The organism is Patescibacteria group bacterium, from assembly GCA_028711655.1.
Classification (GTDB): Bacteria; Patescibacteriota; Patescibacteriia; order Patescibacteriales; family JAQTRU01; genus JAQTRU01.
In genome coordinates, this window is record JAQTRU010000008.1 from 1 (window position 1) to 25,764 (window position 25,764).

Genomic DNA, 25,764 nt, shown 5'->3' on the forward strand with positions numbered 1-25,764 from the left:
TTTTTCTTAATTGTTTTCTGATTTTGGTCTCAGAAGGGACCTGGTTTAAGAGCGCGATCATAGAACAAGAGAGTTAATTATTAGCTAGTTTAATTTTACTCTTGTTCCAACTGCCTTAGTATACCCAGCGATTAAATACCCGCGCTTTATGGAAAAAATAAAACGCCCTGGCGCAGAGCGGTTTATCTTATTTTTTTTATTTTCTCGCTTTTAACTTACGCCCAGTTCATCTACTACGACCACTTTGTTTCCTTCCAGGATACTATATAAAAAAATATCAGTAATGTCTTTTCTGTATTTAAATTCTTTTGTATCCATCAGGGTATAATTTATTTGGCGGCCCATTTCTCTTTCCAATTCTCTGACTGTCCTGGCCAACTTGTCTTTGTTTATGCGCCCGACAATAAGCATGTCGGTCGGGGCATGCTGGCTATTTATAAAAACGCCGGTTAAAATAAAAAGTTTCGGACTGCCGATTTTGTTAAGTTTCTTGATGAAATCTTTTTCATACAAAACTTGGGCTTTGACAACCAAGGCTTTCATCTCTTCAAACAGGACAAAATTTTTATTTGCCTGGTAATATTTCTTCTCACCGCCGCCGGCATTTACGGCATCAACTTTTTTCACGGCTGATTTTACAATTTCTCCCCGCAACAATCTTTCCATGTTTTGCTTTTCCTCCTGGGATTTTTGAAGGGCGTTTTCTTCCCCCGCGCCGGTGTGGGAAGAAAGCAATCCAAACTCTTCCAGATTCTCTAGTTCCCTGCGGACGGAATTGACCTGTAATTTTAAATCTCGGGCCAGTTGGCGAATATAATATTTCTCCCCGGGGTGGAGAAGAAATAGTTTTAGAATTTTTACTCTCGTGTTAGAGCCGAATAATTTTCCCAGCATAATTTATTTTATGGTTTACTTAATTTATGGATTTATAGTATAATATAAAAAGGCATAAGTCAATTGCTCCAATGGAAATAACCAATAATCAAGAACCAATAACCAAGCAAATCTCCCCGGCCTCGCCAAGCGAAGCGGGGCGGGCAATATTTAATAATCAAACAGTTTGGTTATTGGAATTTGGTGTTTGGTTATTATTTATAATTTGTTTCTTGGTCATTGGTTATTTAAAGTTTTATGTATTATAAAATAACTTCTTTGATTTTAAATTCCGCCCAAAACGCCGATAGAACGAGCGAGGTTTTTGTCGCCCAGCCGGATGCCAATAAAGAGGCGCTGGCCGGAAAGCTTTTTGCCCTGGTTGAAATCGACTCAAAAAGAAGCGAGGCCTTAAAAATCATAAACTTCTTGATTAATGCCTTGAACCATAATTATTATCAAAATGAAAAAATAATCTTGCGGGAGAGAATAAGCGCTTTAAAGGTGGAGCATATTTTTGAAACAGCCTTGGCAAAAACCAATAAAGAGTTGGCTGAATTTTTGGACAGGGAAAAAATAAAAATCCCGCTGGCATCATTTAATATGACCGTCGGCGTCGCTTATGAAAATGAACTCCACCTTTCCAATACCGGAAAAAATCGTTGCCTCCTTATTTATAAACATCGGGAAGAACCGAAAAAAACGCCCGGCAAGGCGAGAAACGCCGTCAAAACCCAAATAGAAACAGGCTATAAAATAGCCGATATCGGCCAAAATAATAAAGCCCAGATAGCGGGAAACTCCGGGAAAACCAAAAAACCAGGCGTTCGAGCCAGCGGAACGACAAAACTGTTTTCCAATATCGTGAGCGGAATAATCCCAACCGGCGGTTATTTTTTATCCACTAACGAAACTCTGCCCGAATATCTCTCGGGCAAACAATTAACTGATATCGTAACAAAATTGCCTCCGGCCGGAGCCATTGAGCAGATCAAAAATATCTTGGGCGGCGTCAACGCCTATGTCTCCTTCCTCGGAGTCCTCATAAAAAACACAACGGGCCTGAAGATAGCGGCGGAAAGTGAACCGGCGGCCCAGGTTTCCGCCGAGAATTCAATCAGCCGTTTGAATTACACGGAAGAAAAAACGGAAAAACTTCTCATGCCCTCCGGCATTATAAATTTTAAAAAATGGCTTAAAATTCCGGCCATAATTTCAGACAAGATAAAATCTCCGGCAGCCCGCGGCAAAAACAGCCAAACCTTCCTGATAAAAGACAAAATATTCTTGAAGCGGAAACAAACCTGGGTTTTTGGCAAAAAAATAATCCTTTTCTTGCGAGATGTTTTGGCTAACTTAATTAATCTTCTTGTCTACCTTTTCAAAGTCCTGACCAGCCGGGAGCAGGCCAAAATCTTGGGCGCAAAAATTATCGCCAAAATAAAATCCGGCAAAAAAAACATCGGAGAAAAAATAGGAGGAATCCGCCTCTGGTTTGAAAGCCTTGGCAAAAAAAATAAAATTTTCTTTTTTGCCGCTCTCGGCTGCCTCTTGTTGTTTGCCGTAAGCTTGTGCTTCACCGGCGTAAAAAATAAAAAAGAGGCGGAAAAGATAGCCTTGGATGGCTTAATAAAAACGGTTGAACAGAAACAAAATCAGGTTGATGCCAACCTTCTTTACAATAATGAGGAGGGGGCCAAAATTATTCTTGGCGAATTGGAAAAATTGATAAGCGAACTTCTGCGGGAAACTTCAGCGCAAGAAGAATATTATGTGAAAATCGCGGAAAAACACGCCCAACAATTGGAAAAAATAAGGCATATAACAAGGATTGAAACCGGGGAGGAGCTGGCTGATTTTTCTAACCTCAACAGCCAAGCCGAGGCTTCAAATATAATTCTAGCCGGCAGTAAAATTTATGCCGGTGATGGGAAGCAAAAAACCATTTATACCCTTGATTTAAACAATGGCTTGATTACGGCTGTTACCGACCTGAACCAACCGATAAAATCGCTTGACTATCCCGTTCTTGATAAAAATAAAACTATCTATTATCTGAATAACGATTCAATCGTCCAGTTTAATACGGAAACGGAAGAAATTTCTAACTTGGCGATTGAACTGCCGACAGGCAGAGAAAACATCCTGGCCGCCAGCGGCTATAATAACAAGCTTTATCTCCTGGAAAAAACTGAGGGACAAATTTACCGCTATAGCAAAACCGGAGCCGGATTTTCTAACCGAGAAAAATGGATGAGAAGCAAAACGGATTTCTCTTCCGCCGCAAGCTTTTCAATTGACGGCCAGATTTATGTCTTAAATTCTGACGGGCAAATCTCTAAATATTTAAAAGGGGAAAAACAGGAGTTTAACCAAAAAACGATTGACCCGGCCTTTATTTCCGCTAAAAAAATTATCGTCTCTCCTGATTTGGAATATATTTATATCTTGGAGCCAGCCCAAAAACGCTTAGCCGTCTTTAATAAAACCGGAGAATTTTTGATCCAATACCAATTTAACGGCCTTGATAATCTAAAAGATTTTGATGCGGACGAGAGAGGTAAAAAAATATATCTCTTGGATGGGACAAAAATTTATGCAGTTGAAGCCACGCATTTCTAAAAATAAAAAAATAAAAACGGCAAAATCTTCCGCGAATAACTCTGCCGCTTGGCTAAAATATACAAGAATAAAGGAAATTTCAGCTTCAACTCCGCTCCTGCCTTAAATTTATTTATTTTTCGCAACAAGTTTGGAAACTAATTTCGCCGCTTCTTCGGCCGTTGCCACGATATTTATTATATCCAAATCGGCCTTTTTTACCGCTCCATATTTTCCATAAACACCTTCTTTGAGCCATTTAAAAAGGGGTTCCCAATAATCTCGGCCAACAACAATTATCGGCACCTTGCGGCCGAGTTTTTTTGTTTGCGCCAGAGTGACCATCTCAAAAAACTCGTCCAAAGTCCCAAAGCCGCCCGGAAAAAAAATATAGGCGTCGGAAGAAAAAGACAGCATCACTTTTCTGGTAAAAAAATAATTAAAACCGATCGGTTTGTTGACATACCGGTTCATTCTTTGGCCTTCGGGAAGTTCAATATTGATACCGATTGAATCGCCGCCGGCCTCAAAAGCCCCGCGATTAGCCGCCTCCATTATTCCCGGGCCGCCCCCGGTTATAATCGTATATCCCCTTTTCGCCATAAGTTCTCCGAATTTACGCGCCGCCTTATAATGCGGATTTGTTTCCGGCAAAACGGTTGAACCAAAAACGGTAACTGTTTTTTTAAAATCGGCCAGAAAATGAAAACCGTCAATAAATTCAGCCATTATCTTAAATATCCGCCACTCAAAAGTCTTACGAAAATCCTCTTTAACCGGCGGTAAATCTGGATCTGGATAAAGAGGGGCGGTTGCTCGTTTTTTTATCGGTTTTATATTTTTTTTAGACAAAGCTTTTTTTATTGTTTTCATTTTGTTATTTTTATAATTTAGAAAAACCGGACATTATTTTGACGCCGGAACTCGTGCCGATAATATCAGCGCCTGATTTAACCATTATTTTCACATCATCAAGATTGCTTATTCTACCCGAGGCTTTGATTAAGAGCCCCGGAGCGCCCTTTTTCATAAGCTTTAAATGCCAAGCTTTTTCCGTTAACTCCCTTCTCTCTAGCGGATCTTTTTCGGTCGCGGTTTTAACGCAAAAAGCTCCGGACTTCTTTACAATCTCCGAAGCCTTAACAATTTCTTCGTCGGTTAAATAACCGGAGCCGATAATAACTTTGGTCGGCAAAATTTTGCTTATTCCCTTTAGATCTTTCAGGATTTTGGGCCAATTTTCATGTTTAACATCAACCAAATTCATCACCACGTCAAGTTCGTCAGCGCCATCAGCTTTCGCTTTTTTGCAAACCATGGTTCTTTTCTGGCGGGGACTCAATCCTATGGGCGGATCAACCAAAACCACAACTTTTATTTTAGTCCCTTTAAGCTCTTTTTTCACCAACCTGACCCATTTGGGGCGCACGTCAACGCCGCGGAAATTATAATAAATAGCCTCGGCGCACAATTTTTCTATATCCGCCTTTGCGGCGGAAATCTCTATGTTGGTATGGTCTATCATGGAGGCGACGAATTTTTTATCAAATTTTTTGGTCGCGGCTTTTTTCTTGGCCATAATTTTATCTTTTAAAATTTATAAATAATACAACTCTTTCATTATAACATAAAAAGGCTGGCTGGCAAAAATGATTATCCTTAAAAAAAACGCCGATGCCACAAAAAAAGGCGGGAACGCAAGTTCCGCCTTTTTTGTTTTTTTGCTTTATTGGATTATTTCAGAGTCACTTTGGCGCCAGCTTCTTCTAAGGTCTTTTTTATACTTTCCGCGTCTTCTTTTTTCACGCCCTCTTTCACCATTTTCGGAGCGCCGTCTACCAAATCCTTAGCGTCTTTTAAGCCCATATCGGTCACAACTCGAACCGCTTTAATCACAGCGATCTTGTTGCCTCCGGCTTCGGTCAGCTCCACGTCAAAGCTGGTTTTTTCTTCGGCCGGAGCGCCATTACCGGCAACCGGGCCAGCCATCATCATGGCCGGAGCGGCGGCGGAGACGCCAAATTTGTCTTCCAGGATTTTAACCAATTCGGCCAAATCAAGGACGGACATTTTTTCAATCTCTCCGACTAAAGATTTGAATTTTTCAGGAACTTCCACTTCCTTTTTTTCTTCCGTCCCCGGCTCAGCCGGAGCGGTTGTTTTAATTTCTTCTGCCATAAAATTATTTTTACCCGCCCGCCATCATCCCGCTTTACGGGGTTCAGGCATTGCGGGCGGGTTAATTTATTAATTTATTGCTCAATTTTAATTAACTTTTTTTTCTTTAATCGCGTTTAGAGCGCAGACCAGGCCGCGCAGATTGCCGGAAAGGACATTAACAAAACCGGAAACAGGGGCTTTCATGGAGCCAACCATCTTGGCATACAATTCCTTTTTGCCCGGCAGGGCGGACAAAGTCTCCACCGTTTCCGAGGAAATGAATTTATTCTCTAAAATCCCGCCGAGAAAGCTAATCTTTTCCGGCGTCCCTTTTTTGAACTCACCCGTAATTTTGGCCGGGGCGACTTCGTCATCATAACTGAAAATAGCCGCTACTTTTCCTTCAAAATTTCTGATACTCAAATCTTTAACCTGGCTGTCCTTAAAAGCCAAATCCATCAAAGTTTTTTTAGCCACATAATATTCACTCCCTCCTTTTTTAAGCTTATCCCTCAAATCTTCGTTTTCTTTGACTCCCAGGCCATCAAACTTGGCGAAAACAACCGACTTGGCCCGCTTTATTTTTTCGGTTAAATTTTCTAAAATTTCCTTTTTTTGCTCTCTTGTTTTAGGCATATCTTTTGTTACAAATTCATAAATATTATCACAAATAACACAAATAATTCAAAATAATAAATTCCAATTTGTGATATTTGTGCCTGATTTGTAATTTGTATTAAATAAAAAAGCTGTGTTTCAACCACAGACTTCAAAAACCGAAAAATCGGCTTCTTACCTCGGCAGGTCTTACAAAGAATGAATAATGAATAATTTATAATTAATAATGACTAAATTATTAAATCATTATACATTTTTCATTATTAATTACTCATTTTCCGCCTGCTGTCTGCGGTCTTATTCAGTTATTAATATAATAACACATCATAAAAATATGTCAAGAGTGGATTTTCTCCTTTTGAAAAGGGGGTTAGGTGGGTTTTAAAATTATAAAAAAGCAAAATTAGTTTAATCCGCATCCGGTCTGGGCGATTCCTTATTCCGCTTTACTCCGTTCGGAATGACAAAGGACGGATGAGGAGAATAATTTTTATTTTTTATCTTTTATTTTTCATTTTTTCTCTTGACATTTGCTCTTTAAAAAATTATAATTTATTCATAAAGGCCATCTTCATATTCGTTATTATTAAAAGTTTTAGGGAGGAAAAAAATTTATGAGCTCAAACGGAAATTTCCAGGGTAAAACCATTCTTTTAGTTAACACCGGATCCGTAAAAAAGAAATTCATTTTAAAAAAATTAAAAAAAATGGAATTAACCGTTGTCGCCCTGAACAGGGAAAAAAATTGGGCGACCGGTTATGTTGACCATTGGATTTTGGCTGATACCAATAACCATGGCCAGGCGCTTGAGGCTCTGGAATCTTTTCTGGCCGCCAATCCAGCCGTCAAAATTGACGGCGTTGTTACTTTTTGGGAAGACGACGTTCTTCTTGCTTCCAAAATTTCGGACCGCTTAAATCTTATCGGCATTCCTTTCAAAATTGCCAAAAAGGCCAGAAACAAATATCTTTTCAGGGAGTTTTGCCAAGAAAATAAAATAAAGACTCCTAAGTACGCTTTGGTAAAATACAGAGACCTTGATTATATCGGCCAAAATTTTAATTTCCCCCTGGTAATAAAACCGGCTTACGGATCGTCAAGCGCTTTTGTCGTTAAGGTGGAAAATAAAGAGGAACTGGCCAACACCTATAATTACGTTAAAAAAAATATGTCAGCGACAGCCGAATCGGCGCTGTCCGACGGATTGGAAATACTGGCGGAAGAATATATTGACGGAGAGGAAGTGGATATTAATATAATTTTGCAGAACGGAAAAATAAAATTTTCTTCCATTGTGGACAATTATAAAACCGCTGAACCATTTTTCGTGGAAACCCAATGGGCCATTCCTTCCAGCCTGCCCAGAAATGACCAGCAAGCTTTAACGGAAATGGCGGAAATGATTTTGGAAAAGCTGGGGGTCCAGAACGGCTGCATCCATTTTGAAGCCAAAATGACAAAGGAAGGCCCGGTGCCGATAGAAACTAACTTAAGAATGGGCGGAGACGAAACTTATTCTTTCACTACGGAAGCCTGGCAAGTGGACTTGATTGAAAATATAGTAAAAATCGCCCTGGGAGTTTATATAGAAAAAATTAAAAAACCGGAAATACCCCACAAATACCTTGTCAGCTACGATTTTATACCGGAATACTCCGGCATCTTGGTAAAATTGAATATTGACGAAAACATTAAAAAAAATGAGCATTTGGAAGAATTGCATATTTTCAAAAAAATCGGCGACCCGATTTTGGTTCCGCCCGAAGGTTACGAATATTTGGGCTGGGTGAGCGTTTCCGGAAACAACCCCCTTGACGCCGAAGACAACCTGAAAAATATCCTTAGATACATAAAGTACGAGGTGGTAAAATTCGATCCGTCTTCCTCAATTGGGAAAACTCTGCGCCGCAACCGCTTTTCTTCGGCCGCTATGAACAAAAATCTGCTTAGAAGCATGGCTAAAATTGAAAGGATTAAAAGATTCAAGGTGGAGGACCAGCGCAAACTCCATATCGGCATAGCCTGCAATATCTATCAGGATGAGCAAATGGCCGTGGAAGCGGACCTTACTTCGGTTGGAAAAAATATAGAAAAAACCCTCAAGGAAAGAGGATACAAAGTCACTTTTTTCGATTTTAATGATCTGCCCAAAGCTTTTAATGACTTGAGAAAAAGCAATGTCGACTTGGTTTTTAATGTTTGCGAAAGGATTAATAATTCCAGCCTGCTTGAGCCGCATGTCGCCGCCATTCTTGATACCCTGCAAATTCCTTACACAGGATCCAATCCCTTTACCTTGGGTTTATGCATTGATAAAATCAGGGTAAAAAAATTGCTGAATTACCATAATATTCCCACGCCGAAATGGGATTACGCTTACAGCTTGGAAGATAAAATTGATGACGACCTGAGATATCCCTTGATTATCAAACCGGCCAATACTGACAATTCCATCGGCATAACTAACGATTCTGTCGTCACGGATAAGGTTGGCCTGGAAAGGCAGATAAAAAAAGTTACGGAGGAAATGGACCAGCCGGCCCTGGTGGAAGAATATATTGAAGGCGACGAATATGATGTTTCTATCCTGGGCAGCGAGGAAGACGACTTGCGAGTTTTGCCTTTGTCGCGTTCCATTTTTGACAAGATGCCGGAGGGCTATTGGCATATTTATCCTTTTGACGCCAAATGGACGGATAACCCAGCCTATAAACAAGGCATAACGGTGCAAAGGCCGGCAAAAAATATCAGCAAAAAACTGGAATCTTTGATAACGGAAATATCTCTAGATACCTATAATATCCTAGACTGCCACGATTATGGCCGGGTAGAAGTCCGGGTTGATAAAAACAATAATCCCTATGTCCTGGAATTAAACCCCAATCCTTCCATAAATATCGGCGACTGCGTATCGGCCGCGGCTGAATTTTTAAACATGAACTATGGCGACTTTCTGGAGGAAATAATCAGGATGACAATCAGGCGATATAAAAACCGGCCGCCCTACTACCATTTGCAGGGAAATCTTATATAAAAAATGTAGAGGAAATAACCATTTCCTCTACATTTTTTATTGGCAAAATTATTTTTTTATCCTTCTCTCCTCCGCCCATAAACTTTTTCTATATTTGAAAGACGACGGCGTGCGATAAGCCGGCCGGCCCGGTCGCTTGCCTATTTTAGAATGAATTTTCATATTACTTCCCTTTGTAAATCCTTAAGCTATTAGTAATTACGGAAACGCTGGAAAGACTCATAGCGGCCGCCGCAATCATCGGATTAACCAGCCCTAAGATAGCCAAGGGTATGGCGGCCGTATTATAGAAAAAGGCCCAGAATAAATTTTGTTTTATTATTTTAAAAGTCTTTTTCGCCAGCTTAATCGCTTCCACAACTTTTAGTGGGTCATTTTTCATAATAATAATATTGCCTGATTCTTTAGCAATATCCGTGCCCGAACCCATGGCTATGCCTAAATCAGACAGAACTAAGGACGGCGCGTCATTAATACCGTCTCCGACAAAAACCACTTTCTTGCCTTGCGCCTGAATTTTTTTCACTTCGGCCTGCTTTTCATTTGGCGTCACTTCCGCCAAATAATTATCTATGCCCAATTTCCCGGCCACGATCCGAGCCGTATTTTTATTGTCACCGCTGATCATCACGGGCTCTAGACCCATTTTTTTAATTTCGGCTATTGCCCCGGCCGCGCTGGCCTTAACTTCATCAGCGATCAGAAATCCGCCTATAATTTCCCCGCCATGCCCGGCAAAAATCACAGTTCCCCCGGAATCTTTATATTCCTCCAAAATTTTATCCAACCAACCGGTACTTACTCCTTTGGCTGCAAACAGCTTCCGGTTGCCGAGTAACAATTCTTTTTTATGCTCTTGGCAGATTCCCATTACTCCTTCTCCTGGCTTTTCTTTAAAATTTTCTAATTTCGCCAAAAGGACATTTTTCTCTTCGGCCAATTCCCCTACCGCCTTAGACAAGGGGTGCTCTGAACCAGAAGCCAAGGAAGCGGCAATCTTTAAAATTTTTTCCTCTCCGAGATTATATTCTTTGTTTATTAAAATTTTTTCCACCTTTGGCTCGCCCTTGGTTAAAGTTCCTGTCTTGTCGAAAATAATTGTATCTATGTTTTTAGCTTTTTCAAAGCTCTCCCCGTTTTTAATTAAAATCCCGCTTCTGGCTCCCACTCCGGTTCCGACCATTACGGCCACGGGCGTGGCAATGCCCAAAGCGCAGGGGCAGGCGATTATCAAAACCGCGACCGCATTTATCAAGCCAAGAGAAAAATTACCGGTTATAAAATACCAGCCAGCAAAAGTTAAAGCAGCGATAACTATCACAACCGGAACGAAAATGCCGGCGATTTTATCCGCCAATTTCTGAATCGGCGCTTTAAAAATTTGGGCCTCTTCCACGGTCTTAATAATCTGGGCCAAAACAGTATTTTCCCCCACCTGCGTAACCTTAATTTTTATTATTCCGTCCTGATTTAAGGTTGCCCCAAAAACTTTATCACCCTTGGCCTTGGCTATGGGCAGGCTTTCGCCCGTAAGCATTGATTCATTAACGCTAGACTGCCCTTCTATAATAATCCCGTCCAAAGGAATTTTTTCGCTTGGCTTAATCAGAAGAATGTCGCCAATTCTTATTTTGGCTATATCCATTTCCATTTCTTCCCCGTTCTCATGAATCATTCTGGCTTTTTTTACGCCCAGTTCCATCAGTTTTTTCATCGCCAAAGAAGCCCGGCCCTTTGTTTTAACTTCAAGATATTTACCTAATAAAATTAAAGTGGTAATAACCGCCGCGCTCTCAAAATACAAATGCCCACCGGAAAGTAAAGCCCATAAGCTGTAGCCAAAAGCCACGGCTGTGCCCAGCGATACAAGCGTGTCCATATTGGCCTCCCATCTTTGGGCTTGTTTTAAAGAGTTTTTGTGAAATTGCCAGCCAAAAATAAAAACCACAATAAAGGTTAAAATTGCCTGGAGCCAGTCCGTAGTTGAAATCCCCAAAAACTCTCCTCTAATTTCCCAGGCCCAAATCATCTTAACCGCAACCGGTAAAGTTAAAATAATGGCGGCGATAACTTTCATTTTCAGTTTCTTCTCATTGCCATCATGTTCATGCCCGCCGGGCTCTCCCTGCCCATGGTCTTTATGCTTATCTCCCTCGTTAATCTGGTAGCCAGTATCCGTAATAACTCTTTTTATATTTTTTAAACTTGTCTTTTTTTCATCATACTCAATATTGGCTTTCTCCGTGGCGAAATTAAGATTAACCGAAATAACGCCAGCTTGCTTTTCCAGACGCTTGGTAATATTGATAGCGCAGCTGGCGCAATCCATGCCTTTAATTTTCAAAATTATTTTTTTCATATTTTTTTAATTATTAATTTATTTTGCGTTTTTATCCATAATTATAAATTTGCCCCAGACCATGCGCATCCAACAGGAAAATTTTATTTCCGAAACATTATCCGGCGGCGTAAACTCTATAATATTCTCACCATACTGCAAATCTTTTTTTATGCCCAGAGACTCTATCATGATTGCGTCTGTGCAGCCGCTCATCTGCTTAACCTCAATTACCCAGCGCACCGGCGCGCCTTTTTTAATGTAAAGGACATTGGGCTTATAGCCTGAATAGGTTAATTCCATTCTGGCGGTCTGATATTCTTTTGCGTCCCCAGTTACCGGAAGCTCTTTTTGCCCGACATTATTTTTAAAATTAAGGTTGTTAAAGCCGTAGCCGAAATTGGTAAGCCCCCGGTTAGCCATAAATAATCCTAGAATCATAACCAAGACGCCTGAAACCTTTATTATCTTTTTTGTGTATTGCTGGCCTATACTAGACAGGGCTACGCCAAAACCAAACATTAAAGGAATCGTGCCCAAAACGTAAACCGCCATACTGATCGCTCCTCTCGTAACGCTCCCGGAAGCCAAGGCATAAAGCTGCATAGCTTGCAATGGCCCGCAAGGCATAAAGCCATTAAGAAGCCCAATAATAAAGGGGCCTTTGGCATTTCGGCTATGTTTCTGATTATAGAGAAACCGAGCGATAAATTGCGGAGTTCTTGGCTTTGTCTTTTCCAAGACCTGCCAATTGCTTAGGAAAGACAAGCCCATTAAAATCATAAACAAACCGGCGCCTAAAGTAATTATGCCGGTAAAAGTCGGGTTAATGCCAAAAAAAGAACCAACACCGCCTAGGATACCGCCGATAGAGGTATAAGAAATAAAACGCCCGGCATTATATTGCCAATGCGGCGCTAACGATTTTTTCTTTCTTTCCGCGTCCGGCAGATCTTTTATCCCTTTAATATGGCTGGCGGAATAAGCCACCACTAACCCGCCGCACATACCGACGCAATGGAAGCCGGCCAAAAGGCCGATAACAAAAATAAGGCCATAGCTAATATTACCTTCGTTCAATCTGGCCAGTAAAGAAAACCCGCCGAATTTCTGGATAATAAGATATATTTCTATTAAAAAAACTAAAGCCAAAAAAATGGCCAAACCGTACATGAACGGCTTAGAATTAAAATTTTTTTCCCCCTCTTTTTTTTCATCAGCCCCAGCCTCCGTGTCTTTAACCTGATAGTTGAGTTTCTTAATCTCGAAAAAAATTTTTTCTTTTCCGATTTTTTTATCATCAAACACAACTTCCGCTTCACCGCTTTTATAATTAACCTCAACTTTATTAACGCCGGGCAAAACGTCAATTTCCGTTTCGATCAAAGTTTCGCAACTCCGGCAATGAAGGCCGGAAATATGAAATTTAATTTTTTTAAGCATGGGTTTAGTGAGAAATTATATTATTTACGTTATATTATAATTTTAGATAATCTCCGGTTAATATTTTGCTCACTATAAACACTAAAACACGAGTGTTTTTGCGCTTTCGTGCTCATAATTCATAGGCATCATCATAGATTTCTATTTATTTGCTAGTTTACTCACCTTTAAAATCTCTTCTATCATTTCCTGCTTTAATTTTTCATTTTTGGCCGCCATAGCGTTTTTAAAGCAGGTATTAAGATGATTTTCCATAAGCATCTGGTGGGCCGATTTTAAAAGACCGATCGCCGCCAAATTCTGCTGCATAATGTTAATGCAATACTCTTTATTCTCAACCATTCTTATAATTTTCGCCATCAGACTCTGGGTTTTTTTAAAATTAATTAGCGTTTTCGTTTTTTTGTTGTCCATAATTTTCATAAGTTAAAATTGAGTTATCCACACCCACACCATAGGTATGGGTATATCTTAAATATATATCAAACAATTTATCCTGTCAATGGGTATCAATATTCCCCGCTTCCCGCCTGAAGTTTATCTAGTAAAAAAGACGGGAATCCCATCTTTTTTTATATTATTTTATTATTTAATTATTTTATTATTTAATTCAATTTGAAACCTGGAAATATTTACTGCTTCCGTTCCAACCGCTTGCTGGAGCCGCGAAAATCCCCTTTCCTCCGCCCGGAGTCGGTTCTGATGGGCCCGGCAAAGTTACTTCCTGCTTGTCATTTTCTAAATTAGCGTACAGGACGCACTTATTATCAACCGAAACTATATATTTATAATTGGATACGCTATCCGTGCCGGTTTTCGGGTCGCGGATATTCTTAGGAAGAAGATTGGCTTGTTGCGGATATCTGCTTTTATACTCGGCAATCAATTCATTTAAATCATACTCTCCAGCTCCGGTTTCCGGAGTTAAACAGCCAAAACTTAGAAAACGGCCTATCTGGTTTAGGTCGTTTAGACGCTTGGCATCGCGCGCTTTTGCCCGCGTACCGGAGAAAGCCACCATGGCAAAAGTAGCTAGAACCGCGATAATGGCGATAACCATCAAGAGTTCAATCAAGGTGAAACCGCGATTATATTTTTTTAACGGCATGGCCATAGAAACTATATTTATACCAAGATTATAGCAAAAATTACTAAGGATGGCGATTTTTCTTGACCTCGTCAGAAACATGCCCTGCAGCTTGCTACGATTGAGCAGAAGGGGCAATTGAGCTTTTACGTCTGACGATGCTCAAACTTTACCACTTCACTTTTATTCTTATCGCCTTAATCCCGCGCGGTTAGCGCGACGAAGCCATTGGCGCAAGTTGCTACGCTTTTGGCCTTTTTTATTTTTTAAAAAAGTAAAAGAAAAAAGGCCAGGTGTAAAACCCAGCCTCTTATTTCCTTGCCTGTTGCAGCTTTTTGAGCCTTGCCAATATTTCCGACTCCCTTGTTGAAAGCCGGTCAAAATTCCCTAGGTGAATTTTTATAGCTTCACCATCATAAGCCTGGTCGGCTTCCCAAATTTTTTCAGCGACCGCTTTCTTTTCTTCACTTATTCTCTTTAATTCCGAGGACAAATCTTTTATTTCAGGCATTCCCGCCTCCTTTGCTTAAAAAAACAATCTTTATTTTTTGATTTTTTAGGATATCATTTTTTTTCTATCTCGTCAATGCCATGTTACGGCATATACCTTTAAGCATACCCCAGAGTGGCGCAAAGGCATTGAACCATTACGAAATACTTGACAAATATATAAAAAAATGCTATATTGAGTAAATATTATTGCTGTTTAAAATCCTTAAAAAAACCAGGGGGAATAATGGAAATTTTGGGTGTAATTTTTCTTGTGCTTATCTTGGCGATTATTGCCCATGGCCGATTTGGTAGAAAGCCAAAAATGCCGAAATTCATAAAAAGTCTTCGGTCCCATAATCCTTGGCACATTGTCTTTTTTGACAAACGTCCCTGGCTGAAAAGCATTCTGATTCTGCTTCTTAAGGGAATAGCTTGGCTCTTTCTTATAATCTGGCGGGCCTTTGCTTTCGGTTTAAGGCTCGTTTCGCCTAAATGGCTGAAAAAAATAAAAGAGGTCTAAAAAACCTCTTTTTTGTTTTTAAAAGAAAAACAGTCCCGAAGACCTCCTCCGGGACTGTTTTTCTTTTCCCCATTCCTTATGTATTAAATTTTATCTAAAGGCTCCAAAAAGCCCTTAGCCAATTACTTATTCCAACCGGCTTTCAGACCGCGGCCGGGGCCAAAGCCAAATCCCAAATCGCAACCGGCTTCCTTCCTTAATTCGTTCGCTTCTTCGTATTTGCCTTCATTCATTAGTTTCCTTATTTCCACCTGCCTGGCAAAAGTATCTTCGTTAATTCTGGCGGAAAATTCTTCAATTCTTTTCGCCATCTCGCCTCTTTTCTCTTCCATCAAAGTTTTCCAAGCGATGTAATCATTGTTTTCCAAAGCTTTTTCCAGGGCTTCACGGCTAATTTTGGCTTTTTCCATCATCTCCTGCCTGATTTCAATGTTTTCTTCGGAGAATTTCGGACTAAACCCGATCTTCATTCCTCTGCCGCCGGCCGCGTAGGAAGCGGCGGCCAAGCCAATCACCGCGATAATAGCGGTCAAACCGGCGGAAGCGACAATTATTTTGTTCTTGCTCATAATTTTAAAATTTAATTTTTAATTGGGATATCCTCTATGTCTAATAATACGCTCCCAAAATTTTTTTCTTTCATTCATTCACGGTCTTAAATATCATCGGGCAGCCATCTTGGCCCGGCCACCCGCAACCGGGCCAGGGCCTTATCTGCCTAACTCGGAAATTAAAGTTATCCATTGGCTCGCCGATAATCTTTATCATTCCCCGCTCCCCTAATGGCGTCCAAGGCGTGGAAGAAGAAATCTGCCCATGCATTACCCAAATTTTATTATCCAAGTCCTTGAATCTGAAATCACCGCCTGGCATTCGAGAAATTATCTTCCCGGCCAACATTCCCTTCTCCGGATTATCCCAAATCATTCTCCGGTGAAATATCAAATTATTATAAAAAGGCAACTTGTCGGAAAACATTCTGTCTATAGACCAGCCCAATCCGATATTATAAAAAAATATGCCCAAAAACATGCTGGCCAAAATACTGCTCATGACCAAGAGCCTTAAGGAAAAACGGTAACCGCCCTTTGTGTGCTTAAAATTATAATAAGCCAAGGCGATAAAAACCGCCAAAAGCAAAAGCCAAAAATAAGGCAAAGTGGCAAAAATAAAAGCTGTCAACCCACCGCTTACTTTCCCATGCAAATCCCAATCGTTATTCCTTACCATGTGGATAATCACGGCCACGGCTAAAGACCCTACCAAAAAAGAAATTCCGGCAAAAAGCCAAATAATATATTCTCTTAAGGCAAATTCCCATCTCGGCTTGGGTTTTATATGTTTTTCTTTTATTTTTTCTAATACTTCTTTAGCGAGATTACTCACCCCGTTAGAAATTTTGTTATTTTTTTTATCCATATAATATTTGACCAATTTAGAAAATTCCCTTCCCGCCAAAAATTCGTTAATTTCTAACGGGGTAAATATTTTTATATTTTAATTTTTTGTCTTTCTAGTTCCTGTCTAAATTCTCTTTTCGCCCGATTGATTAAAGTCGCCACCGTTCCCATCGGCTTTTTTAAAATATCCGATATTTCCTTATAGCCTTTTTCTTCCAAAAATTTCAAAACTAAAACTTCGCGGTATTTTATATCTAAATTTTCTAAAATTTTCTTTACATTTTTTTTAAAATAACTGATATCAATTTCTTCCCGAATATCTAAATCAGAAGATAAATTCGCTAAAATTTTATCATTTAAATCCAAGGAAACGGCCTGCGGCCTGGACTTCACTTTCCGATAATGGCTTATAACCTGATTATGGGTAATACGATAAGCCCAGGAGGAAAATTTCAAACCCGTGTCAAAATCATTTAGGTTTTTATAAATTTTTATAAAGACCTCCTGCAATATATCCTCGGCTTCATCATGGTTAAAACTTGATATTTTTAAGATATAAGCCAACAATTTCTTTTCGTACCGCTTCATTAAATATAAAAAACAATCTTGGTTATTCAAAGACAAATTAACTAATTCTTCATCGGTTTTTTCTTTATGATTGTTATTTTCTGGCATGAATATAGTCTACAATAATTTATACGCAAAATAAAGAATTTTCTTTTCTTTTGGAAAAAGAAAAGCGGCCCGATCTTCTAGGCCGCTTGTGGCATCCTGTGTGATGCCTTGTTTTTTTACTTTGAGGCAAAGCCGTATCCGGCCGGATTGGCGCGCGCGTCCCAGATGTGTTCGCCGTCAACCGAGCCATGGGAAAAAATCACTTCGAATTGCCCCCAGATGGCGTATCCGCCCTCGCGCCAGTATTGGCTGGATTCCAGCAGCGGCCCCACCCAAATAATTTTGTAATGCCAGGTTTCGCCAGAGCCGCCCGGAACTTTTCCGTTCCATTCGTTATTTTCCCAAGCGTCAGGACCCCAGGGAGCGCCGTTAAACTTGGCGTCATCCCACGCTTTTGACCATTTCATAACCAAACGGTCTTTGGCGTAAACAGGATCGCCCCAGACTTTGCCGTCCAGTATGCGGTCCACTCCGTCAGCCGGACCGTTGAAAAGCCGCGCCTGATAGTTATAGCCGAATTCGTCAAAACCACCGACTGCGCCACCGACTGCCGCTTTCGCCACAACCTGTTCGGAAACCGATTCGGTCGCCTCATACACCGGATTTTTGTTGCAGGCCGCGAAAACGACCAAAATAGCAACCAAAATCGCCAGAAACACCGCGGAAAATCTCTTCATGAAAAAACCCTCCTTTGAGGATTAGGGGTGGAATTGAAAAATAAGCTATGAAACCGAAAAACTGCCCAACAAAAAGAACCAATTAAATTCTACATAAAAATATCTAATCTGTCAATTCAGGATCCAGATATAATAATTTAAGCAGGAGGCAAAACTCACCCAGGCCAGATACGGGATAAGAAGGTAGGCGGACAACTTTCTAATCGGCCAAAACTTTATAATCAAAATAATAATAAAAATCAAGATTATTACAATGTTAACAAAAGCCAAGCCCGGATTCTTAAGCCCGAAAAATATCGGTGACCAGATGGCGTTAAAAAACAAGTTCAGCCAAAAAAGGTTAACGGCTGATTTTTCTTTTTCGCTTTCAGATTCCTTTTGCCAGATAAAAAAAACAGCCAGCCCCATCAGTAAATAAAGAGTGATCCAGGCAGGGGCAAAAACCCAATTCGGCGGAGAAAAAGGAGGCCTGGCCAATCCGGCGTACCAGCCCGGTATGGCCGGAGCCGTAAAAACAGAGCCGATTAATCCGGCTAATTGGGGCAAAAGCAGGGAAATTATTAGACGTTTGTAATTCATATAATTCTAATCTTTAATTTTATACTTATTTAAATTTTACTTTTTGGCCTCAACTTTCAGGCTTTCAAGCGGTATGCTCTGATATTGCCTTTTGCTGATATCTTTGTCTTCTGATAAAACCTTTACTTTAAAACCGGCATCTTTAATAATTTTTAAATATTCATCGCGAAGAAGGGCGCCGCCAACGCACCCGGCTATCAATTCTTTGTTTTTTCTCTGCTCGGGCGAGAGATTTTTCAACAAAACAATGTCTGAAATATACATCCGCCCCCCTTTTTTAAGCGCCCGATAAACTTCTTTGAATACTTTTGGTTTGTCCGGAGCAAGATTAACCACGCAATTACTAATAACCACGTCAATAGAATCATCCTTGATAGGCAGATTTTCTATATCTCCCAACTTGAACTCCACGTTCTTATAACCATGCTTCTTGGCGCTGGCTCTGGCCCTGTCAATCATCTCTTGGGTCATATCCACGCCGATTACTTTTCCTGACCGGCCGACTTTTCTGGCCGCCAAAAAACAATCAAATCCGGCGCCGGAGCCCAAATCTAAAACAATCTCTCCCTCCTTGATTTCGCCCAAGCCGGTCGGGTTGCCGCAACCCAAGCCGAGATTAGCTTCACCGGCCAGCTTTATTTCCTCGTCTGAATAACCGATGCTTTTAGCGATTTGTTCATTATCCGCCTGGCAACCGCAACTGCAACAACCGCCGGCGGCAATTTTACTATAATGCTTTTTAATGATTTTTTTGGTTTTATTGTCGTCTTTCATAATTATGGTAATAATAATCAGGGCTGTAAAATGTCTTCGGTCCGGCCATTGATTGAAATGATAACTTCATCAACTGTTGAAAATTGTTTTAGAGTTTCCCTGATTTGGGCGCTAATCGCCGACACCCGGCAGGAACCGCCGACTTGAAATTCCAGCTGTTCGTCAAAATCAACCTTAGCCATCCCGTCTTTGATGGTCAAACTTTGGACTTCAACTCCGGAATTAATGCTCGTAAAAAATCCTTCCTCTTTTTCTTCCTCGGTCGCGCCCTTTAATAATTCTTCCAGGGCGGCCCGGGCAATAGCTTCGGTTTTTATCACTTCTCTCTCCGCTGGAAAAACTTTATTGCAGGAAAATTCCGGATCCAGTCTATTGTTATTAAAATAAACTTTTATTTTTATCTTCTCCTCTGTTCCGCCGAAAATTATCGGCACTCTTAAAGCGTCATCATTTTCCGGCAAGCCCGAAGGATTGTCCTTTTTTAAGACAAGCTCTCCCCTCCCTCCGATAGCGTCGAAAAATTCCAGTTTCGCTTCAAACGGCACGAAATCTTCCGTCATCCAACCTGCCCCGCCTTCATCGGCGGGGCTATCTTTAGCCGTGGCAATCGCCGAAGCGATGGTTTCCCCTTTATTATTAAGCAAAATCACGGGAAAATCAGCCTCAAAAAACCAATTGCCCCGCGCCTGCCCGGTTATAAGCAGAGGGCTTTCCACAATTTGATTGGGCCGGGGCGAATCAATCCTGATTAAATCAATTTTTTCCAGCTCATTGCCGATATTTTCCGTAAAAGTCCGGTTGCCGGCCCGGCATTGCCGCGGATAGCTTTCCATTACCGCGTTGCCAGCGGCCACGCACTCGGAAAAACTTTTTATTTGATTTCTTATGTTTTCATACCACTCCCTGCCTATGCCAAGCTCGGCGCAAAACTCTTCCGTTTGGCAGCTTAGGGAACTGCATTCCGGGCAGGGCGGACAAACTACGCATTTTTCAGGGCAATTTTCCGGAAGAAATGATTGGCAAATAATTTCGTCCTCCCCGGTTATTTTTTTGTTTCCGCAGAATCCTTCGGGCAAATAGTCCGGCTCCCCTATTTTCACCCACTCTCCGTTTTTACAAAGCCAGGAATCCGCCGACCGGCCGATAAAAAATGTAAAAATAAAAATAACCAACAAAATAAAAGCGACAACTCCAAAAATTTTTAATGTTTTTTTCATAAAAATTAAAATTATAAAAATTTTTATTTTATTTCTCCTATTCCGTGGCCATTCTAATCCGGCCGCATTTACTTTCTGCCGATTCCGCCACTTCAAAAATATCGTCAATTTTTGGCTCAAAAGCTTTTAAAATTTCTCTATTTTTTAAGACAGCCGTTACTTCCAGGCTATGCGTCTGCATAATAGAGACAACTTCGCAATTTTTTACAGACCACACAATTCTTTGCCATATCACATCATTTATGTCTTCCGCTGTCTGCTCAACGGCTATCCGGCATTTCCCTTCTGCGCAAAACGCCTTTTCCCTGCCCGAACATTGCAATTCTCCGGCAGAGGGAAAAGAATTAACCAGATTTAAAATTCTGTCCGCGTTATCTTTATTAATAACGATCGCGCAACTGAAAGGAGACCGGTTAGCGACAATTACGCAGTCAGACTCTTCTTCGCAACCGCCGGCCCGGGAAATTTGCTGGGATATGTATGATTTTTTAACGGATAAAAAAGAGGTAAATATCAAGACCATCACAACTAGACATCCGAACAAAAATAAAGTAGCATCTATTTTCTTGGTCCCAATCTTTTGATTAACTAATTTTATCAAATAATAAGCCAGGATAAATATTGCCAAATACAAAAGATAATTAAAAATAACATAATGGTAAAAACTGCCGGAAGAAAAAATCCATTCATCAATCAAAAATTCGTCTAAAACATCTTTTATCTGATGGACCAGAAATGGATAGGGCCAGCCGTGCAAAGCGCTCATGATCGTGCCCCCGATTTTAATTTTGTAAACCGCCAGGGAAGAAAATAAAACGGCCAGCGGCCCAATAAAAATAATTGCTTTGTCCAGTTTATTTTTATACAAAGAATAAAAACCTTTCAAAACTATGCCCGCCATTCCTCCCAAAAAACTCACAAAAGCAAAAACTGCCGCCATTATTAAAGTGTACCTGTCCCAAAGTTCGGAAAACGGGAGCGGGGCATCGTAAACCAAATGCGACATCACATACATCCTCGAAAAAATTAAGGTTGCTGCTAGAAAACCGAAAAGCAGAGAACCGGCCAATAATTTATCCAAAAATTTATAGGTAGCCGTCTCCAGCTGAATCCAAACCATAAAACAGCCGGCCAAAGCCAGATAAGGCAAAATTGACCAGCTGTATTCAAATACCCAGGAACTTAATAAAGAAAAAACAACCGCGCAGATAACCGCCGTTAAAATTATTTTTTTGAATTTTTTGTTATTGTCTTTCTCCATAATAAAAAATTTTCACCCCAGAGCAGACCATAGACTCTTAACCCCCTTATTCCCCCTTTCGAAGGGGGACATTTAAGCCCTCCTTCTAAGGGAGGGTTGGGGAGGTTATGTTATTAGATATTTTAATTATATATTAATTACTTTCAGCTAAATTTCTAACGGGGCATGTAAAAATTACTCTATTTTTATAACTTTATAAACAACTTCCTTATTGCCTAATTTAATTTTTACCGTTTCGCCTGCCCGCCGGCCAAGAAGCCCGCGACCCACGGCCGAATTATGCGAAATCACTCCCCTTTCCGGGTCGGTTTCGGATGAGCCGAGAATTTTATATTTTTTCTCTTTTCCGGCCACTTCCGCAATTACGGTGCTACCCAGTTCCACCACGCCGCTTTTTTTCGGCTTGATAATCACGGCGTTTTTTATCATTTCTTCCAAATCCAAAATCCGCTGGTTAATTCCGCGCAGCCTGCCTTTGGCCATCTGATAACCCGCATTTTCAGAGAAATCCCCGGTTGTGGACAATTCTTTCACGTCACGGGCCAAACGCGGCCGGACTCCTCTCAATTTTTCCAGTTTAATTTTCAATTCAGCCAATTTTTCCAGAGTTAGATGAGCATCCGGCTTTAAATTCGTATATTTTCCCGCTTTCCTTATAGGTACTTGCATATTAAAATATTACTCCTCTATTATTATAGCACAAAAAAAGACCTCGTGTTATCAAGGTCTTTTCTGCAAATCTTACTTCTTTCCACCCTTTCTTTTCTTGGCTTTGGCTTCAAGCATAAGCCTCTTTGTTTCCAGCCGCTTTTTGGTTTTGTGGGAATGCGTTTTTCTCCTCTTCCCCACTCCGGTTCTTCTTTTTGCCATATAGACTTTTATTAATAATTTATATTTTTATTTAACCCCTCTCTTTATTGGAAGTAAGCCAAAAAATAAATGGCCGGCGGATTTTATCAATCGGCCAATCATTGCCCTTAAAAAGATTTGGCTTATCAGCCCGGAAACGGTTAAGCGTTTCCACGGTCGCTTTCAAATTTAAGGGCGCCAACCTGTTATGCTCAATTAAAAATTGTTCTTTTGTAGCCATAAATTTAAAAAGCAACCTCCTTTCCTTAAGTTGCTTATAATAATTTTGGTTAAATTTACCGAAAAGAGCAAGAAAGCAACCCTTTTCCCTTATTCTTAGTATCTTAATGATACACCCGGATATTTAAAAAGTCAATTCCCGCCGGAAACTAAAATTTTTAACGGGTCATTCAACTATGACAAGTTGACAAAAAAAGTTGACAAAAAAAAATTTACATGCTAACATTAAATAGTTAGTTTAATTACTATCCGCCCTTAATTAAGGGTGAAATATTGGAAACGTAGAGATAGAGTCGAATTTCTACCTCTTGATATTTAATTTTATTAACTTTGTTTTCACATTCACATGCAAGGAACTATCAAAAAATTGACTGACAAAAACTTCGGTTTTATCAGCCAAGAAGGCGGTGACGATTTATTTTTTCACGCCAACAGCTTGGATGGCATCAGCTTCGACCAATTGAGAGAAGGCGATGCCGTTACCTTTGAGGTTGAAAAAACCCCGAAAGGAAACGCCGCTGTAAGTGTTAAAAAAGCTTAATACTTTTTTACATAGCAAAAAACCCCGTTCTTCGCAAAAGGCGGGGTTTTTGTTTTTGGCCAAAGGTTATTTTCGCCAGCGAATTTCCGATCTGGCTCCCGGGGTGGGATTCAAAAATACGCCCGATGGGTTAGCGGGGATGAGCTCAAATCAATCCACCCAAAAAACTCAAAAAACTTCGTCCCAAATTTGGGACGAAGTTTTTTGTGCTCCCGGGGTGGGATTTCCGCCTCGTCCTCGCTCCCGCTCGGACTTCGTTGCCCGGGGCAACGCCGAGTCCTGCGCCAGCTCGGACTCGGCGACGCTCGCCTTCGCTCCTCGCCGCCGAAACTGCGGCTCGAAGCTCGTCTCGCTTCTGCCCGTTCGAATCCCATTTAACTCTAAAATCAAAATAATCCCGCCCTTCGCGAAGGGCGGGATTATTTTTGCTCGGATTTTATAACGAAATACGAACGGAATTTAAAAAGAAATTTGGTTAGTTTGCGGTCGGGAGGGGGGGGCGACCGCAAACTTCTTTCCCCCTGCCTCGCCGGTAGGCGGGGAAAACAGGCACGCCTTTCAAGCGATTTCAAGTTTTTCTTCTCCGCCCGCGGGCGGAGGGCCAAATATTTTTCAAGTATTTGGGGCTTGAAAAATATTTAACGGCGGCAAATTCTTTTCGTTCAACTCGCCCATTCCTCATTATCACCCTCTGGCGGGGCACTTGGAATAATAGATTCAGTACTTGAAGTACTAGAGGTACTTGCAGTAAAAATTTTACTTTTTGTATAATCGCTACCCCCAACATCGATTATTTTATACCCTAAGCGTTGTAGTTTTTCAATGTTGGATTCAATATTCTTTTTATACTCTTGCGCAACATCACCAAATACAGTTTTTTCATCTTCGGGAAATTGATTTAGACCAAGTAATCTAGGATTAAAGTAATCCAATGAACCTTTCTTGTAGTTGCATCTTATACTATCAATAAATAAATCTCTTGCGAAGCCACCCCCTCCTTTGTCATTTGCATATGCTAAAAAATTTTCACTACCAGCGTGATAAAAAATTTGAGAATTTTGGTCTTTATCGAAATGCAAAATGGGGGTAAAGCGTTTGTAAAAACAAAGAGGAGGTTTTTCATTTTCAATTATAACAAATAAATATACTGGGCATCCTTGCTTTTTCCAATAGTTCAATGTTGCAGGTTCGATCTTTTTAATATTTGTAATTTTAACTTCATCTAATAAATTTAATCTACTCTTTTTGATTTTTTCAATTTTTATTTCACGACTATCAGTAATCTGTTTATGCGTTTTAACCTGAATAAAGAAAGGCACCCCAGTTGGCTCTTCATTAAAAACCCATTCACACCACACGTCAAAACCAATGTCTTTCGACTCTTCAATTTTATTGAATAAACAGTAATCTTCCATCAAATACTCTAAATATGCGACTCCTTTATTGCCGATTTTATTTTTAGTTGAATATTTTTTCTCACTCATAATTTTTAGTTAGATTATTTATGCCACCAATTAAAAAAATCACCAACCTTTTTAAATATGTAACCGAATACAAGCGTTGAAATACCTACGCTTGCATAAATATTTTTAATTCCTCCATTAGGAAAATATTTAACGAATAAATAGACTCCGCCTATCATCATGCCTATCCCAAGGATAACTACAATTTTCCAAAATTTTCCCGTAATACTTTTACTTGATTTCCCTACCAGTAAAAAACCAAAAAACATGATAATGAGTCCACTAACAATATTTTGCAATAAACTTTTGTCAAAAAAATTATCCATACAAAAATTACTTTTTCCAATCAGTAATTATAATTCCCTCCCCTCGCTTTTTAACTACGACTTTCTGTTTCTCTCTCCATTTTAATTCCCGAACAATATCAATCGGCAATGTTAAACCAATGCTTTTATCTCCGATTCTGGTTAGCTTGCGAATATTTTTGTTTTCTAATTTTCGTCTTGCCATATTAAAATAGGTATTAAAATAAGTATTTTAATTTGTATTTGCTCTAAATTCTGCCATGATGAAGAACCCTTAACAGCGATAAACTTTTATCTAGAAAGGAATATTTTCTATCTGTTCATCCTCAATATCAACTTCTTCATTCTGAACATCAATCTCTTCACTCACATTATTATCCTCGTTTTCTTCAACTTCTTCAACCTCGTCAGCAATGTCTTTTTTAATTTCCTCAAATTCATTCTCCACTTCAGTTAGACGCTTTTTACTCATTTTTATTAACAAAGCGGCTTCTTTAACTTTTTTCAACCCTTCTTCAACATCAACCTCCTCTTGCTGCTCAAACCATTCGGCTATTTCTGAAAGTCTTCTTAACTGATCATTTAAATCAATTTTATCTATTTTTTTGGTTGTCAT

Annotated in this window: 29 protein-coding genes; 4 read left to right on the forward strand and 25 right to left on the reverse strand. The window is 40.1% G+C overall.

The features are described 5' to 3' along the window. Positions 1 to 210: 210 nt before the first annotated feature. Entirely contained in the window at positions 211 to 894 is a 684-nt protein-coding gene (locus PHQ42_01670; GenBank protein ID MDD5071422.1) for an ArsR family transcriptional regulator, read from the reverse strand. A gap of 237 nt (positions 895 to 1,131) precedes the next feature. Between PHQ42_01670 and PHQ42_01675 the strand changes: the two genes are divergently transcribed. Continuing rightward, positions 1,132 to 3,495 carry a hypothetical protein gene (locus tag PHQ42_01675; GenBank protein MDD5071423.1) on the forward strand — a complete coding sequence of 788 codons (2,364 nt, stop codon included), beginning with the start codon at positions 1,132 to 1,134 and terminating at the stop codon, positions 3,493 to 3,495. Between the two features lie 108 nt (positions 3,496 to 3,603). Here PHQ42_01675 and PHQ42_01680 read toward each other — a convergent pair whose 3' ends face one another. The 4 genes from PHQ42_01680 to rplJ all read right to left on the reverse strand — a co-directional run bounded on the left by PHQ42_01680 (position 3,604) and on the right by rplJ (position 6,270). Next, positions 3,604 to 4,347: a TIGR00730 family Rossman fold protein gene (locus PHQ42_01680; GenBank protein ID MDD5071424.1), complete on the reverse strand. Its 744-nt coding sequence runs from the start codon at positions 4,345 to 4,347 to the stop codon at positions 3,604 to 3,606. Positions 4,348 to 4,357: 10 nt separating this feature from the next. Continuing rightward, positions 4,358 to 5,053, reverse strand: a complete 696-nt coding sequence (deoC, locus tag PHQ42_01685) for a deoxyribose-phosphate aldolase (protein ID MDD5071425.1) — start codon at positions 5,051 to 5,053, stop codon at positions 4,358 to 4,360. Positions 5,054 to 5,208: 155 nt separating this feature from the next. Then, entirely contained in the window at positions 5,209 to 5,652 is a 444-nt protein-coding gene (rplL, locus tag PHQ42_01690; GenBank protein MDD5071426.1) for a 50S ribosomal protein L7/L12, read from the reverse strand. An 87-nt stretch (positions 5,653 to 5,739) separates the two neighbouring features. After that, positions 5,740 to 6,270: a 50S ribosomal protein L10 gene (gene rplJ / locus PHQ42_01695; protein ID MDD5071427.1), complete on the reverse strand. Its 531-nt coding sequence runs from the start codon at positions 6,268 to 6,270 to the stop codon at positions 5,740 to 5,742. A 596-nt stretch (positions 6,271 to 6,866) separates the two neighbouring features. On the opposite strand from rplJ, the gene PHQ42_01700 reads away from it, so the two are divergent. Further along, positions 6,867 to 9,287 carry an ATP-grasp domain-containing protein gene (locus PHQ42_01700; protein MDD5071428.1) on the forward strand — a complete coding sequence of 807 codons (2,421 nt, stop codon included), beginning with the start codon at positions 6,867 to 6,869 and terminating at the stop codon, positions 9,285 to 9,287. A 163-nt stretch (positions 9,288 to 9,450) separates the two neighbouring features. On the opposite strand, the gene PHQ42_01705 is transcribed toward PHQ42_01700, so the two are convergent. From PHQ42_01705 to PHQ42_01725, 5 genes are all read right to left on the reverse strand, one after another. Then, positions 9,451 to 11,646 carry a heavy metal translocating P-type ATPase gene (locus PHQ42_01705; protein ID MDD5071429.1) on the reverse strand — a complete coding sequence of 732 codons (2,196 nt, stop codon included), beginning with the start codon at positions 11,644 to 11,646 and terminating at the stop codon, positions 9,451 to 9,453. A gap of 18 nt (positions 11,647 to 11,664) precedes the next feature. Further along, the gene (locus tag PHQ42_01710) at positions 11,665 to 13,068 is read right to left on the reverse strand and encodes a sulfite exporter TauE/SafE family protein (protein ID MDD5071430.1); all 1,404 of its coding nucleotides are present in this window, start codon (positions 13,066 to 13,068) and stop codon (positions 11,665 to 11,667) included. Between the two features lie 141 nt (positions 13,069 to 13,209). Beyond that, a complete protein-coding gene (locus PHQ42_01715; protein ID MDD5071431.1) occupies positions 13,210 to 13,482 on the reverse strand; it encodes a metal-sensing transcriptional repressor in 273 nt (90 codons plus the stop codon). 196 nt (positions 13,483 to 13,678) lie between these two features. Continuing rightward, positions 13,679 to 14,182, reverse strand: coding sequence for a type II secretion system protein (locus PHQ42_01720; protein ID MDD5071432.1), 504 nt, complete (start codon positions 14,180 to 14,182; stop codon positions 13,679 to 13,681). 283 nt (positions 14,183 to 14,465) lie between these two features. Continuing rightward, positions 14,466 to 14,666 carry a hypothetical protein gene (locus PHQ42_01725; GenBank protein MDD5071433.1) on the reverse strand — a complete coding sequence of 67 codons (201 nt, stop codon included), beginning with the start codon at positions 14,664 to 14,666 and terminating at the stop codon, positions 14,466 to 14,468. 234 nt (positions 14,667 to 14,900) lie between these two features. Between PHQ42_01725 and PHQ42_01730 the strand changes: the two genes are divergently transcribed. Continuing rightward, positions 14,901 to 15,167, forward strand: a complete 267-nt coding sequence (locus PHQ42_01730; protein ID MDD5071434.1) for a hypothetical protein — start codon at positions 14,901 to 14,903, stop codon at positions 15,165 to 15,167. Positions 15,168 to 15,289: 122 nt separating this feature from the next. Here PHQ42_01730 and PHQ42_01735 read toward each other — a convergent pair whose 3' ends face one another. The 11 genes from PHQ42_01735 to PHQ42_01785 form a co-directional block, all read right to left on the reverse strand. Continuing rightward, on the reverse strand, positions 15,290 to 15,736 hold the full coding sequence (locus PHQ42_01735) for a hypothetical protein (protein ID MDD5071435.1): 447 nt from the start codon (positions 15,734 to 15,736) through the stop codon (positions 15,290 to 15,292). Between the two features lie 70 nt (positions 15,737 to 15,806). Beyond that, positions 15,807 to 16,586, reverse strand: coding sequence for a hypothetical protein (locus tag PHQ42_01740; protein MDD5071436.1), 780 nt, complete (start codon positions 16,584 to 16,586; stop codon positions 15,807 to 15,809). 71 nt (positions 16,587 to 16,657) lie between these two features. Next, on the reverse strand, positions 16,658 to 17,242 hold the full coding sequence (locus tag PHQ42_01745) for an RNA polymerase sigma factor (GenBank protein ID MDD5071437.1): 585 nt from the start codon (positions 17,240 to 17,242) through the stop codon (positions 16,658 to 16,660). Between the two features lie 116 nt (positions 17,243 to 17,358). Continuing rightward, positions 17,359 to 17,919 carry a hypothetical protein gene (locus PHQ42_01750; protein MDD5071438.1) on the reverse strand — a complete coding sequence of 187 codons (561 nt, stop codon included), beginning with the start codon at positions 17,917 to 17,919 and terminating at the stop codon, positions 17,359 to 17,361. Between the two features lie 111 nt (positions 17,920 to 18,030). After that, a complete protein-coding gene (locus PHQ42_01755) occupies positions 18,031 to 18,498 on the reverse strand; it encodes a tryptophan-rich sensory protein (GenBank protein MDD5071439.1) in 468 nt (155 codons plus the stop codon). Between the two features lie 36 nt (positions 18,499 to 18,534). Further along, positions 18,535 to 19,272, reverse strand: a complete 738-nt coding sequence (gene arsM / locus PHQ42_01760; protein MDD5071440.1) for an arsenite methyltransferase — start codon at positions 19,270 to 19,272, stop codon at positions 18,535 to 18,537. Positions 19,273 to 19,289: 17 nt separating this feature from the next. Then, positions 19,290 to 20,489 carry a GerMN domain-containing protein gene (locus tag PHQ42_01765; GenBank protein ID MDD5071441.1) on the reverse strand — a complete coding sequence of 400 codons (1,200 nt, stop codon included), beginning with the start codon at positions 20,487 to 20,489 and terminating at the stop codon, positions 19,290 to 19,292. A 37-nt stretch (positions 20,490 to 20,526) separates the two neighbouring features. After that, positions 20,527 to 21,750: a hypothetical protein gene (locus PHQ42_01770; GenBank protein ID MDD5071442.1), complete on the reverse strand. Its 1,224-nt coding sequence runs from the start codon at positions 21,748 to 21,750 to the stop codon at positions 20,527 to 20,529. Between the two features lie 174 nt (positions 21,751 to 21,924). Further along, positions 21,925 to 22,419 (reverse strand): GreA/GreB family elongation factor, encoded by a 495-nt coding sequence (locus tag PHQ42_01775; GenBank protein ID MDD5071443.1) that lies wholly within the window; start codon positions 22,417 to 22,419, stop codon positions 21,925 to 21,927. 72 nt (positions 22,420 to 22,491) lie between these two features. Next, positions 22,492 to 22,620: a hypothetical protein gene (locus PHQ42_01780; protein ID MDD5071444.1), complete on the reverse strand. Its 129-nt coding sequence runs from the start codon at positions 22,618 to 22,620 to the stop codon at positions 22,492 to 22,494. A 31-nt stretch (positions 22,621 to 22,651) separates the two neighbouring features. Next, positions 22,652 to 22,840 carry a hypothetical protein gene (locus PHQ42_01785; protein MDD5071445.1) on the reverse strand — a complete coding sequence of 63 codons (189 nt, stop codon included), beginning with the start codon at positions 22,838 to 22,840 and terminating at the stop codon, positions 22,652 to 22,654. Between the two features lie 345 nt (positions 22,841 to 23,185). Between PHQ42_01785 and PHQ42_01790 the strand changes: the two genes are divergently transcribed. Then, complete coding sequence (locus PHQ42_01790; protein ID MDD5071446.1) at positions 23,186 to 23,380, forward strand: cold shock domain-containing protein; 195 nt, start codon at positions 23,186 to 23,188, stop codon at positions 23,378 to 23,380. A 662-nt stretch (positions 23,381 to 24,042) separates the two neighbouring features. Here the strand turns inward: PHQ42_01790 and PHQ42_01795 are convergent. From PHQ42_01795 to PHQ42_01810, 4 genes are all read right to left on the reverse strand, one after another. Continuing rightward, on the reverse strand, positions 24,043 to 24,864 hold the full coding sequence (locus tag PHQ42_01795) for a DUF4365 domain-containing protein (GenBank protein MDD5071447.1): 822 nt from the start codon (positions 24,862 to 24,864) through the stop codon (positions 24,043 to 24,045). A gap of 14 nt (positions 24,865 to 24,878) precedes the next feature. Continuing rightward, positions 24,879 to 25,169, reverse strand: a complete 291-nt coding sequence (locus PHQ42_01800) for a hypothetical protein (GenBank protein ID MDD5071448.1) — start codon at positions 25,167 to 25,169, stop codon at positions 24,879 to 24,881. 7 nt (positions 25,170 to 25,176) lie between these two features. After that, the gene (locus PHQ42_01805) at positions 25,177 to 25,353 is read right to left on the reverse strand and encodes a hypothetical protein (protein MDD5071449.1); all 177 of its coding nucleotides are present in this window, start codon (positions 25,351 to 25,353) and stop codon (positions 25,177 to 25,179) included. A 90-nt stretch (positions 25,354 to 25,443) separates the two neighbouring features. Then, positions 25,444 to 25,764, reverse strand: a complete 321-nt coding sequence (locus PHQ42_01810; GenBank protein ID MDD5071450.1) for an exodeoxyribonuclease VII small subunit — start codon at positions 25,762 to 25,764, stop codon at positions 25,444 to 25,446.